This window comes from Syntrophomonas sp. DTU019 (assembly GCA_913757435.1).
GTDB lineage: Bacteria > Bacillota > Syntrophomonadia > Syntrophomonadales > Syntrophomonadaceae > DTU019.
This window is the reverse complement of record CAJYDM010000001.1, coordinates 480,335-493,439: the sequence shown is the minus strand read 5'-3', so window position 1 is coordinate 493,439 and position 13,105 is coordinate 480,335. Positions and strand designations below refer to the sequence as shown.

The window sequence follows — 13,105 nt, the reverse complement described above, 5'->3', positions numbered from 1 at the left end:
TTTAAACCTCCTTCAAGAAAAACACCTTGACCAGACCTAGTCCGTAGGCTACCACCAGGTAAACCACCATACTGCCAAAAAGAGGCAGCAGAAAGCCCAAGCCTGGTCCGATACCCAGGCCCAACCGGCCGAAGCCCCATACTACTCCTAGCATAGCCAGCGCGGGAAAGAGGAGCTTTATCAAATATACTACCAGATCACGATTAATGAAGGCCCCTATTTCTCTCGTCAAAAGCACTGACATAACTATGGCATACAATAGCATAGTAGCGGAAGTAGACACGCTTAAGCCCGCGATCCCACCGTGACTGAACAACAGGTAGTCCACTACCAGATTAATCAGTATACAGCACCCGCTGGCTATCATGGGGATTTTGAAACGTTTTAAGGCGTAGAACACCCGGTTATAAACCTCCTGGCACAGGTAACCCAAGACCGCAAAACTATAAAAGAAGAACGCCAATGAGGTCATGGCGGTGGATTCGGCTCCGAAAGCGCCCCGCTGGTACACCAGGGCTATTATCTCTTGATGGTAACAAATCACCAGGAGCAGATAGGGCAGCAAAATGAACCACAACATTTTGAAGACCTGCCCTAACAATAGGCGGATACGCTCAAAATCCAGCTCCAGGCAATACTGCGAAAGACGGGGAAACACCACCGTAGCCATGGCCACGATAAAAACGCTGGTTATGGTCACGAATAAATTGCTGCCGAAGGCCAGGGAAGAAGCCGTACCCGGGGAGAGATGAGTGGCGAAAGAGCGGTCGATTATCAAGCACAGCTGCAAAAGCGAATTGCCCAGCAATATGGGGAGTATGCTCTTAAAGGTATTCCGTATATAAGGGTCGCTCCATTGCAGCTTGAAGCGCCAGTGATATTTCTCGCGGATTAGCACCGGCAGTTGGATCAAAAATTGCAAGAGCCAGCCAAAGGTGGTCACGTAGCCCAGGAAGACCAGGTCGCTGCCTCTCCACAGCAGTGAGCCGATGATCAGCATATTAAAAGGAATACTGATGCTGGCTGAGACCAGGAAATATTGGTGCACCTGCAGGACTCCGGCAGTGAGAAAAGTCAAACTGACAAATAACAGTGTGGGCATCATCACCCGGGTGAGAAGAACGGCCAGATGGGTCACCTCAGCGCTGAAGCCAGGAGCGATGATCCGGGTCAGAGCCGGTGCAAATACGATCCCCAGTAAGGCTATGATGGTGGCCAACAGGGTAACCTGGGCGAACAAATTAGCCAGGTACTGATTGCGTTCCTCTTTAGAACGCTGGGTCATGAAATAGGTCAGGTCAGGTATGTTTACTGCCGACAATGCGGTGCCGATGCTGGAAAAAAACAAACTGGGATAAGAAAATACCACCTGAAACATATCGGTCAACACGGTGGTGCCAAAAACCGAGGCAAACACGATCTCGCGCACGAAGCCCAGCAGTTTGGAGATGAATATGGTGATAGAGACCCCTATGAATGTCTTGCCGGTCTTGTTGCTCATTTAAAATCCTCATTATAATCTGGAGCCAGATTGATGGCTCCGTTTACAGTTTATTACGCACTTTTGTGGGTATAAGATTCAATGCCAGGCGGGCGTTCTCCTGAGCCCGGCTATGCAGGTAAGCGGCAGTCTTGTTGACCCGCTGCCTTAGGTGCTCATCTTCCAATAACTGGCTGAGCTGAGCTGACATCCCCTCCGTATCGAGAGGCAGTGGAGCCAGGGCAAACTGGCCTAAGAAGGAAGCCACTTTCGGGTCATAGGAGATGCCCGCAAAACGAATCCCCTGGGTGGCCGCGAAGATTAAAGCATGGAGGCGCATACTTATCATCAAGTCCAATTGGCTGATCAAAGCCAAATGTTCTCCGCTGCTGAGTTTGCGGTCCAACAGCTCGGCGGGTTGCTCCATCAGATCCATCACCCGCCGTGATTCCAGAACATCTTCGGGCCAGCTCATGGGAATAAACAGGATATGATAACCTCGCTCTGCCAGTCCGTCGAGCACCTCTGCCAGAGCAGCTTGATAGCCCTCCAGGGCTGCCCAGTGCCGCACCGATACCCCTATGCAGGGCGAACCCGGCAGGTCACCGATTACCGCCTGCTGATGCTCCTGATCAGGCTGCAGAGCAAAAACCGGGTCAGCGGTAACCAGTACCGGGGGTTTGACGACTCCTAAGCGCTTTAGAAGTTGGGCCGATTCGGGGTCGCGCACACTGATTATATTTACTCGGTTGGCTACCAGGCGCATCAGCCATTTGCTGATCGGCAGGTTGATAGGGCCCACTCCCTGGGCATAAAAAATCACCGGTTTGCCCAAAAGTCTGGCTAGAGCCACTACCCCGATATAGTACCACAGGGAACGAGCGCTGGTTACATCCTGGAAAATACTGCCTCCACCGCTTATCAACAGGTCGCACTGCCGCAACTGTGCAAATAGCTTACAGGGGTTTTTGTGATATACCGCCTCGAGGCCATGGGTCGAGGTAGTCCTGGTCGGGTTCCCGGAAAACACCACAAAGTCGGTCTGCGGGGCCATGGTTTTGATAGATGAGGTAATGGCCAGCAAAAGGGCTTCATCACCGGCGTTGTCAAACCCATAATAACCTGACAGGGCGATCTTCATAAGAGTGCTCCTCACTAAAATAAATGGCCAAGGTTGGCCCCCGACCATCTCATTAATTATATTACTAGGCTTTTAGGTTAGCAATATTTCTCGCTGTTAGGCCTATTTCGTCATCAAGTGACAGATTATTATCCTATGATTGGTATATAGAGATATATAGACAACCCAAATTAGCGGTGTTAGAATGTACCTAGCTTTGGATTGGGGGGGAGGAGCAACCAATGCTGACCTATTCGTATATATCCAGCGCTTTACTATGTACATTTTTTATTTCTATATTATGCGTTCCATTAGCAACTCAACTGGCCCGTAATCTGGGGGCTATCGACCCTCCGGATGAGCGCAAGGTACACCAGGTAGCCATGCCCCGGCTGGGCGGCCTGGCGATTTTTGCCGCCTTCATGGTGAGTTTATTTTTATTCACTGGTATTTCCGGACCTATGCTGGGCCTGGTATTGGGAGCAATCATTATATTCGTCATTGGGGCGGCTGACGATATCTACCACCTCTCCCCGTTGGCAAAACTGATCGGCCAGTCGTTGGCGGCTGCGGTGGCCATGTACCATGGGGTGATGGTGCATTTTGTCACCAATCCCTTTGACGGCATGCTGGTTTTGGGCTCTCTGGGCATACCTTTGACTTTTCTGTGGATCGTTGGCATTACCAATGCCATCAATCTGATCGATGGACTGGACGGATTGGCCGGAGGGGTTGCCGCCATCGCTGCTACTGCCATGGGGATCGTGGCTCTTCTGCAGGGACAGGTTGATGTGGCTATGGCGGCCATGCTCCTGGTTGCGGCCATCATCGGTTTTCTTCCCTATAATTTTCACCCCGCCCGGACCTTTATGGGTGACAGTGGGTCCAACTTCTTGGGTTTTGTACTGGCCTGCCTGGCCATAATGGGTACGACCAAAGGCACAGCGGTGGTGTCCCTATTGATACCCATCATCATATTGGGAATTCCGATTTTTGACACCTTTTTCGCCATCGTGCGCCGTATCAATAATCACCAACCGATATTTCTGCCCGATAAAGGCCACTTACATCACCGCCTTATGGCTATGGGGATGAGTCATCGCCGCAGCGTGATGATTATCTACGGCATCAGTGCTTTTTTTAGCGGGGTGGCAGTGTTGCTGACTACTGTTACCAGCCCCAAAGCCTCGCTCTTACTGTCTTTATTGCTGTTCGTTATCGTTCTCGGAGCAGATCGCATTGGATTGCTGACCGGCCGCAACCGCCACGCCGTCAACCGCAGTATGGATGTCTAAGCAGTAATTAAGGAGCCTAATATGCGAAAATTTGACATAAAATCCTTCTTAAGATTTATTATGGTGGCCGTGCTGGTATTTACAGTCTGTTTCGGCGCCGGAGCTGGGATGGCCAGCCTGTTTAATTGGGGGGGAGCGCCTACTATATCAGCTCAGGAGACTCCACCTGCAGACGAACCGGAACCTGATAAACGGGTCAGCATCCTGGTACTGGGGTCGGACGAGCGGAAAGGAGAGACCTTTTCAAGGTCCGACACCATTATCGTGGTCACCATCGACCCCAACCTGAAGAAAGCGGCGGTTGTCTCAATACCGCGCGATACCAGGGTAACTTTGCCCAGTGGTGAGGTTACTAAGATCAACGCCGCTTACGCCTATGGCGGGCCGGAGGGATCTGTCAAAGCAGTGCAGACCTTGATGGGCATACCGGTGGACTACTATGTGGAACTCAACTTCGAGGGGTTTGCCAAGGTGGTTGATACTCTGGGAGGCGTAAGCATTAATGTTCCTCAGAGGATGTACAAGCCCTCCGAAGGGATTAACCTTTATCCCGGCTTGCAGCGCCTGGACGGCAAACAAGCCCTGGCTTTTGTGCGCTTTCGGGATTATGAACTGGGCGATATCGACCGCGCCGCCAAACAACAGCAATTCCTCACTGCCTTGGCCGCCGAACTGCTGCAGCCCAGCACCATCACCAAACTGCCCGCATTGATAAATGAAACCCGTCCGTATGTAGACACCAATATGGGGCTGGGAAGCATGCTCAAGCTGAGCCGCTGGGCCCCTGGATTTACGGCGGAATCGGTAATAAGCCAGACCTTGCCGGGATATTTTTACGATCAGCTTGGGCCCGACAACCAGTTGCTGAACAGCTTCTGGGTAGCCGACAAAGCCAGTGTCAATGGCCTGATAGATAAGATGCTGGAAGGGCAGACCGTAGCGGTAGTGCAGGAGGGGCCAGCAGCAGTAAAGCGAACTGTTCCCAGCAACAGTTCGTCGACTGGCAAGAGTGTCAGTAGTGATACCACCAAGACTGGTACTGGCAGCAGCACTGACCAGACTGGCACAAAAACCTCGAAATCGGCTACTACCAAGAGCAACAGCACCAAGACCGAGAGCAGTAATACCAGAAACAATAGCAGCAATACCAAGAGCGGTAGCAGTGCTGCAAAGAACAGCGTATCGGCCCCCTCTACCAAGAATACATAGTGTGGCTGGAACTGACACCATATCTTCAGGTCAACGACTTTTCGACAAGTATAAAATTATCCTCTGCTGCTGAAAGTTTCCATCAATATCGATATATATATTATCAGGTCGATTTATGTGGCTGTTGCAGCGACAAATATCGGCTCGCCGCAGTCGCCTGTTTATTCATTTAGATTTGAAAAAGCCCCTGTCAGACCTAAAACTAACAAGTTATCAAGCACATTAAACCTGGGAGGCCTGGTCCATGTTATTTACATCTCAGCGTATCAGCTTCATCAAGCTAGCTGCCCTTTTGGTGGCAGCAATGGCGATACTGCTCTGCTGCCAAGTACAGACCCTAGCGGATACGGGGACTATAACCGGCACAGTGGTCAATGTGCGCAGCGGTCCGGACACCACCTATGAGGTCAGCGGCAATCTGCTGCTTGGCACCCGGGTGTCGGTATTGGAGGAGAAGAACGGTTGGTGCCACATCAGTTACGACAACCGCAGCGGCTGGGTCAGCAGCCAGTACATAGAAGTGAAGAGGGACCAGCAGGTACAGGTTACAGCAACCGTGGCCAATCTTCGCTCTGGCCCTGGAATCGGTTACGATACGGTCGCTCAGGCCCGGCAGGGGGAGAAGCTTTTTCTGCTTGAAGCGGGAGCTGAGTGGAACAAGGTACAGAACAGCAGCGGATTGGTTTGCTATGTCTCCTCTCCTCTGGTGCAAGCCGCGAATGGAGCCACGGCCCCACCTGTAGGATCAACCCCCTCTGCCAACACCGAGATAAAGGTCTACCTGGACGGCCAACTGCTCAGCTTCGATGTTGCTCCGCAGATCGACAATGGCCGCACCCTGGTTCCTTTACGGGGCATCTTTGAAGCCATGGGAGCAACCGTGGAATGGGATGATGCGGCGCGCAATGTTACCGCTCGCCGTGACGGGGTAGTCATAGTTCTTCCGATCGGATCCACCCGTCCTACCGTCAACGGCTCCGCCTGGCCCTTGGACGTGCCAGCCAAGATCGTGCAAGGTCGTACTCTGGCGCCACTGCGTTTCGTCGGTGAAGGCTTTGGCGGTCAGGTTTCCTGGGATGATGCAACCAGAACGGTGACCATTAAGAGTCCCGAACAGATCCCCGAGCCTCCCACCGCTCCGGTGTTAGCTATACCGCAAGAGTCGTCGGTGATCGTGCGGGGGAATGAGGTAAACCTCAGAAGCGGCCCCGGAACGGATTTCGCCAAGGTCAGTTCTGTTTCCAGCGGAGAGATTTATACGGTTATTGACGAACAGGATGGCTGGTTTCAAATCAGCCGGGGCGGCAGTCCGGCCTGGATTGCGGGCTGGCTGGTAAATAAACCGGGCGATGACGCTGATCAGCCTGCGATCAGTGATGACGATCTGGTTTGGTATAACAGCAGCAAAGATGAGGATGGTTTTAAAATCAATATAGAATCCGGGTCGAGGCTGAATGCAGATATAGTGGAGACCGGCAATACCGTGGTGTACACCATTAAGGATCGCAGCCTGAAGGGTAATACTGCGCTCAATGTGTCTCTAGGGGGGCGAAACCTCAGTGTTAAGGGGGAAAACCGGGGAGGAGACGCGGTCATAACCGTGACTCTGCCAGCAGGAACGCAATACCGCACTATGACCAGCAATAAAGGGCGGTGCGAATCGATCCTGATCGAGAATCGGATCGTAGAGATCAGCCGCAAGGTGTTTGGCAATATCGGTGACAACATCATTGTATACACCCTAACCCCATGCGAGTATACATACAAATTCAAGAACGACATCCTGGAGATTCAATTGGAATCCACTTATCAGGGGGTGGACCGTTCTACTTACAATTATCCTGGCAGCGACCTGTTGGAAAAGATGACCATTAAAGAATCTTCCGGCACTCCCCCGGTGACTACTCTGCGCATTGAGACAACTAATTTAGGTGATTATCGCATTTTTCAGACCAGCGATGACAATGCCCTGAATATCGTGTTGACCAAGACCAAGCGCACTGAGGACAAGAATAATAAGCTGGTGGTTTTAGATCCCGGCCATGGCGGCCGTGACAGCGGAGCTAATGGTTCCTATCTGTGTGAAAAGGATGTAAACCTGGATATTGCTTTACAAGTTGGCAAGATACTGGGTTCCCGGGGTTTCGACATCGCCTACACTCGGGACAATGACAGTTATTTGACTACTATGGAGCGGTGCAATATTGCCAATCAGCTTGGTGCGGCAACGTTCGTCTCCATACACTGCAACTCCAGCACCACTCGCACCGGTGAGGGTACTGAGACGTATTATTATGCGTCCTTCGATTCCCCGGCCTTATTTATGCAAAAGGAACAGCGTTATCAACTGGCCAGCCTCTTGCAGGAAAGTCTGATAGCCCAGTTGCGGCGGGTCGACCGAGGGGTCAAACAGAGCAATTTCACGGTGATAACCAATACCGACATGCCTTCTGCCCTGGTGGAGATCGCTTTTATCAGCCATTCGGCCGAAGAAGCCTTACTGGGGGATGCGTCGTTTAGAAGTCAGGCTGCCCGTGCTATTGCGGAGGCGATAACCGAATATATGAACAATCGTTGAGTAAGTTTTGAGTAATGTATCTTCACCTTATCTTCCGGTCAGCTAAACAAGGCTTGGAGACAGGTTGGGGAAGGTTAGTCTGTACAGCAGGATTGAATATCAAGACTTCGGTAAAAATCGCATTTATATAAGGAAACGTCCCAAAATCCCCATCCGGGCTTAGGCTAGATGATGGGGTTTTTGTCGCCCAATAAAGGAGATATTTCGATTTTTATTGAATAATTTCGTAATCAGTTATTTACAATATAGGAGTGGCATAATTTGGCGAAAAAAAAGCGGCTGACAAGCAATACCAAATCATCACCGGAGCCCGTCATCCCCACAGCTGCGCAGGAAACCAGCCTGGAATGGGTGCTATTCGCGGTGGTAGCTATCATAGTGATTTATCCTCTGTTTTTCCGCGCCTTATTCTTCAACCGGGCCATGTTCGTAAACCATATCATAGTAGCATTGGTGTTCATCGGTTTTTGGGCGGTAAAATGGAAAAGGAACGATTTTCGTTTCATCCGCACCCCCCTAGACTGGGCGGCCTTGTCTTTGGCCGTGGCTTACGCCCTGTCTTTGATAACGGCGGTACATTTCGGGGAAGCCCTTTACGGTTGTCTGAAAGCCTTTAATTATTTTATGGTCTACTGGCTGGTTGGGCAGGTGGTGAATGACCATCGAGGCCTGGAAAGAATGACCCGGGTGTTGCTCCTGGGAGGGGTAGGGGTGGCCTTAATAGGAATTTTAGCCGCCAGCGGTTTTCCCATCTATCCGGATGCGTATCATGAGGGACTGATCAAATCCAGCCTGCAATATCACAATGCTACCGCCGCCTTTCTGGCTGCCATGAGCGTAATGGGTCTGGCTCTCTTGACCAGAGAAAACCATCGGCGCTGGCAGATAGCCTATGCTATGGTGACATTTCTGCTGCTGGCAGTGGTCTTCGCCACTGTTTCCAAGGGAGCCTGGTTAACTCTGGCTATGGGAGGGTTTATCCTGGTTCTGGGCATACCTGGTTGGAGAAGGCTCAAAGCTGTCTATTTTTTGGGCGGACTCGGATTGGTTGCTTTTGCTGTCGGCAACCGTTTCCTGGCTGCGGTCTTAGGACCCCAGCCGTACTCCGGGTTGATATTGATGGCTGTCGGCTTAGTCTTGGCGGCAGTAATATACCTGTTGTGGGAGTCGGCCCTCTATCTTATCCATAACCACCATCGGGGCAGGTTGTTGGTGGGGGGCGGAAGTGCCTTGTTGGTTTTGCTAATTGGCGGCGGCTTGCTCCTAAGCGGTGGTTTAGGATTGTCAAAAATGGTAGTTAGAGAGTTGCTGGAAATTGGCCAGGCCGACAATTACAGCTACATAACCCGCCTTGATTTTATGCGCTGGGGCATGAGCATAGTCAAGGATTATCCTATTTTCGGGGCCGGAGCAGGGGGCTGGGACGGCCTTTATCATCGCTACCAGGATTATCTGTTCTGGACGAAAACCGTTCACAGTCATTTCATAGAAGTTTGGGTAGAGGCTGGCACAATTGGGTTTTTATCCTTTATCGGCATTTGGCTGGCTATGTTCTGGTCTTTAGGCTCAATATACCGGCAGGTCAGGGAGCAAATCAGCCCGGATGGGGCCAAACCAGGGGACGCAGATCTTTGGATAATATGCTGGGGATGTGCGGCCACAGCAGTCACCATGGGCTTGCACGCCAGTATCGATTGGGACTTTTCTCTGCCCGCCATGTTCCTTGTCTGGTTTATTCTAGTGGCTATGATCAATTCTGCTTATATAATGACCACTGTGGCGCGGGGATTCAGTTTCTCTGGATGGTCCGCTGCCGCCCTGTCCGTCTTACTGGGAATTTTTATCTTGATTATGGGTTCGAGCGCCCTGATTGCCTTTCAAAGAGCAGAATCTGGTCGTGAATGGGCTTTGCAGGCATATGAACTGGAAGATAGGTCCGATAAAAAACAAGCCCTTATGCGCTCAGCAAGGCTGTATGAAAAGGCGATCAATATATATCCCTGGGATGGAAGGTATCACTCCGAACTGGCAGCCGTTTATGCCGAACAGTATAGCCTGGCTGTTAGCCAGGGGGAAGAGGAGCTGGACGCATTGTATAAGCAGATGCTCGATTCCATGACCGAGGCTGATAAGCTCTCACCCGGTGACATGGTTATTCAGAGTCAGCTCCTGGATGCTGCCGCGCTTACCAATAACTTCCCGCTTATTATGGCCAGACTCGATCGGACCGTTGCCGCTAACCCGCTGGATATAGGTAACTACGAAGGGCGGGCGGAATTGCTGTGGAAGGCTGCCGAACATGCTTATAAAAACGGAGATAAGCGGGCTGGGGAATACTGCGCAGCGATATTACAGCTGCCTGATGAAATTTCCAAGCAGCAGGCCCGCCTCAAACCGACCCTGAACTTCTGGCAGGGTGACAAGCTTGAGATTACTCCCACCATAGCCCTGAACCTGGCTCGGGTCCATTATCTGCAGGGCCATTACGAACAGTCGGTGCTTCTGCTTGACACTCCGTACCATGATTTGATGGATCGGCAGGAACGTCCGGAACCACTTATGTCAGACATTCAGGCAGTTTATGCCGCTTCTCTGCGCATGCAGGGCAAAAGTCAGGAATCCCGTGGTGTATTAGAACAGGCACAGGATCGTGCCGTTAAACTGTATCATGATATGATGCAGTGGGAGGTGCTTGAAGAGAACGCATAAGGTATGAACCGGCTTGAGGACCCTATTGGTTAAATACTGAACAGCGGTTCATGCGTTCTGTAACTGCTGACCTATAATCCAACCGCAGGATGTCTGGTCGTGCAGTCAAACTCAAGCAGGTCCGAATCGTTTCAGCAGCTAACCTGCTTCAGGTCCGGGTGGATTGGATAAAATAGTCGGGAGTAGATTATTCGCCATGCGGATTTTAATTGATAGCCGTATGATACAAAAATCCGGCATAGGCCGGTACATACAGATGCTGGTCCGTAACATGCTAGATGAGTATCCGCACTTGCAGGTGATCCTGGCCGGACTACCGCAGTCTAACCAGGCCTTCAGTGCTTGCCTTGAGCCCGCTCTGCAGAGTCGGATCAGCAGTGTGGTCTATAGTGCCCCAGTCTATAGTCTGGCCGAACAGCTGCAGGGACGCAAGCTCATCAACCAGAAGGTGTCGGCTGACCTGGTGCATATACCTCATTTCAACGCTCCCTGGAGTCTGCCCGCCAACAGTGTGGTGACCATTCATGATCTCATTCCTTTTTTGCGAACGACTCCGCGTAATCACCTCCAGGTCGTGGCCGGCCGACTGGTCCTCAACAATGCGGTTAAAAAGGCTGCTCGGGTGATCGTGATTTCAAAGGCCACAGCTCAGGATCTCATTCAGTATCTTCCTGCAGATTCCTGGCAGGATAAGATCCGGGTAGTGTCACAGGGAGTCTCTTCTGATTTTAAGCCCCTGCCCCGGGAGCAGGTGGAGGCTTTCAAATCTCGCCATAGGTTGCAGCGCTACCTGTTGTTCGTGGGTAATCGCGCCGCGCACAAAAACCTGGTACGGCTGCTCCATGCCTTTGCCCGGCTTCAGAGTGAATTCCCCGACCTGCAACTGGTTATAGCTGGCAAACGCTTGTCCGTGCCTGACGAGGTAGATAAAAGCATACACCGCTTGGGATTGAAACTGGTCAAAGAATGGCAGGGTTGTTCGGACCAGGATCTGCACCATCTGTATTGTGGGGCGGAGATGCTGGTCTTTCCTTCGTTGTATGAGGGATTCGGGCTGCCACCATTGGAAGCCATGGCCTGCGGCACCCCGGTGACAGTGGCGGCATCTGCCTCTTTGCCTGAGGTGGTGGGGGATGCAGGCCTGTATTTCGATCCTCGGCAGCCGGAGGAGATTGCCCACCAAGCGTCCCGGTTGCTTAACGACAGTACTCTGCGGGAGAGCCTCAGGGAGCGGGGATTATCCCGGGCCGCGATGTTCACCTGGCACAAGACCGCACAGCAGACCATGGCGGTTTATGAAGAAGTTATCAAGGGAGTGCGATCATGAACATCGCCCTTATACACGACTGGATAATTGAATTGGGGGGAGCTGAAAAATGTCTACAAGCCTTTCATCAATTGTACCCCCAGGCACACCTGTATACATTGCTCTACAAAGCCTCCAGCCTGCAAACACTGGGGTTCGAACCTGCCCATACAGAGGCTTCATTCCTGCAGAGACCAGGGGTGATCAAGAAGTATCGCTCCTATCTGCCGCTGTTTCCTTATGCAATAGAGCAATTCGACCTGAGTGATTACGACCTGGTCCTGTCCAGCAGCCATTGTGCAGCCAAAGGGGTCTTAACCAATTCCCAACAGTTACACATCTGCTACTGTCATACCCCGGTCCGCTATGCCTGGGACCTGACCCATCAATATCTGCGGGAGAATGATCTGCAACGGGGAATAAAAGCAACTCTGGCCAAAGCGGTGCTGCATTATCTGCGGATCTGGGATGTGGGTGCCTCCCCGCGGGTGGATTTTTTTATCGCCAATTCCCACTATACTGCAGCCCGCATTTGGAGGTCATACCGCCGTGAGTCTGAGGTGATCTATCCGCCTGTAAATGTGGAACGGTATAATGTTCCCGGCAAGAAGGCGGAGTATTTTTTGTTTGTATCCAGGTTAGTAAGATATAAACGGGCTGATTTGGTGGTGGCGGCATTTACTCGTTTAGGACTGCCGCTGCTAGTGGTTGGAGACGGTCCGGAGAAAGCCTGCTGCCAGAACCTGGCGGGGCCGAATGTGGAATTTCTGGGTTATCGAGATGCCGATGAACTGGTCGCCTTGATGAGCGGTGCCCGAGCCCTGGTTTTCGCTGCCCATGAGGATTTTGGAATTGTGCCCGTGGAAGCTCAGGCGGCTGGTACTCCGGTGATCGCCTATGGGCAGGGAGGCGCCACCGAGACCGTTATTGACGCCAATGGGAGAAATTGGGACCAGGCTACCGGGGTGTTCTTCCTAGATCAGAGCGTGGACTCTTTAGTACAAGCAGTTAAAGATTTCCTGCAATATGAGGATAAGTTCAATAGCGAAGTTCTGCGCCGTAACGCACGTCGCTTCAGTCAAGCACGCTTCAAAGCGGAGATAAATAGCTTTGTCCGGGACAGGTACGAAATGTTTAAGGGAGCTAAGGGTTCTTCTTGATTATGGAGCGAGTGGAATCTGGTTATCCTCTTGGGCTGTGCAGCAAGTGGAGCACTGATATATGGGCTGTTAGTAAAAATGCTGCGGGTAGAGGAATTTGATATCCTCTATAACAAAGTGGCTGGGAAATTGCGCCCAAAGTAGTTCCCAAATGAAAACGGGCTGTTGTGAAGCAGCCCATTTTAGGCACAGGTATGGTTATATTGGATCACGGCTATAACAGCGACACCCTGTTTGCCGCTAGCTAC

8 protein-coding genes are annotated in these 13,105 nt (G+C 51.6%); 6 read left to right on the top strand and 2 right to left on the bottom strand.

The genetic code is table 11. The features are described from left to right. Nucleotide 1: 1 nt before the first annotated feature. Together murJ and csaB are read right to left on the bottom strand one after the other, a co-directional pair. Nucleotides 2-1,501 carry a murein biosynthesis integral membrane protein MurJ gene (murJ, locus tag AC15IQ_RS02390; protein WP_483177062.1) on the bottom strand — a complete coding sequence of 500 codons (1,500 nt, stop codon included), beginning with the start codon at nt 1,499-1,501 and terminating at the stop codon, nt 2-4. A gap of 43 nt (nt 1,502-1,544) precedes the next feature. Further along, a complete protein-coding gene (gene csaB, locus AC15IQ_RS02385) occupies nt 1,545-2,621 on the bottom strand; it encodes a polysaccharide pyruvyl transferase CsaB (protein ID WP_483177060.1) in 1,077 nt (358 codons plus the stop codon). A gap of 221 nt (nt 2,622-2,842) precedes the next feature. On the opposite strand from csaB, the gene AC15IQ_RS02380 reads away from it, so the two are divergent. From AC15IQ_RS02380 to AC15IQ_RS02355, 6 genes are all read left to right on the top strand, one after another. After that, entirely contained in the window at nt 2,843-3,895 is a 1,053-nt protein-coding gene (locus AC15IQ_RS02380) for a glycosyltransferase family 4 protein (protein WP_483177059.1), read from the top strand. 21 nt (nt 3,896-3,916) lie between these two features. Beyond that, complete coding sequence (locus AC15IQ_RS02375) at nt 3,917-5,104, top strand: LCP family protein (RefSeq protein WP_483177058.1); 1,188 nt, start codon at nt 3,917-3,919, stop codon at nt 5,102-5,104. A gap of 244 nt (nt 5,105-5,348) precedes the next feature. Beyond that, nucleotides 5,349-7,682: an N-acetylmuramoyl-L-alanine amidase gene (locus tag AC15IQ_RS02370; protein ID WP_483177057.1), complete on the top strand. Its 2,334-nt coding sequence runs from the start codon at nt 5,349-5,351 to the stop codon at nt 7,680-7,682. Between the two features lie 261 nt (nt 7,683-7,943). Beyond that, complete coding sequence (locus tag AC15IQ_RS02365) at nt 7,944-10,391, top strand: O-antigen ligase family protein (protein WP_483177056.1); 2,448 nt, start codon at nt 7,944-7,946, stop codon at nt 10,389-10,391. A gap of 220 nt (nt 10,392-10,611) precedes the next feature. Beyond that, a complete protein-coding gene (locus AC15IQ_RS02360; protein WP_483177054.1) occupies nt 10,612-11,718 on the top strand; it encodes a glycosyltransferase family 4 protein in 1,107 nt (368 codons plus the stop codon). Further along, nucleotides 11,715-12,857: a glycosyltransferase gene (locus tag AC15IQ_RS02355; RefSeq protein WP_483177053.1), complete on the top strand. Its 1,143-nt coding sequence runs from the start codon at nt 11,715-11,717 to the stop codon at nt 12,855-12,857. The genes AC15IQ_RS02360 and AC15IQ_RS02355 overlap by 4 nt, the downstream gene beginning before the upstream one ends. The last annotated feature ends 248 nt before the right edge of the window (nt 12,858-13,105 follow it).

Coding starts and splice junctions, on each gene's coding strand:
- AC15IQ_RS02355 (WP_483177053.1), top strand. CDS start 11,715: ATGAACATCGCCCTTATACACGACTGGATAATTGAATTGGGGGGAGCT.
- AC15IQ_RS02375 (WP_483177058.1), top strand. CDS start 3,917: ATGCGAAAATTTGACATAAAATCCTTCTTAAGATTTATTATGGTGGCC.
- AC15IQ_RS02380 (WP_483177059.1), top strand. CDS start 2,843: ATGCTGACCTATTCGTATATATCCAGCGCTTTACTATGTACATTTTTT.
- csaB (WP_483177060.1), bottom strand. CDS start 2,621: ATGAAGATCGCCCTGTCAGGTTATTATGGGTTTGACAACGCCGGTGAT.
- murJ (WP_483177062.1), bottom strand. CDS start 1,501: ATGAGCAACAAGACCGGCAAGACATTCATAGGGGTCTCTATCACCATA.
- AC15IQ_RS02370 (WP_483177057.1), top strand. CDS start 5,349: ATGTTATTTACATCTCAGCGTATCAGCTTCATCAAGCTAGCTGCCCTT.
- AC15IQ_RS02360 (WP_483177054.1), top strand. CDS start 10,612: ATGATACAAAAATCCGGCATAGGCCGGTACATACAGATGCTGGTCCGT.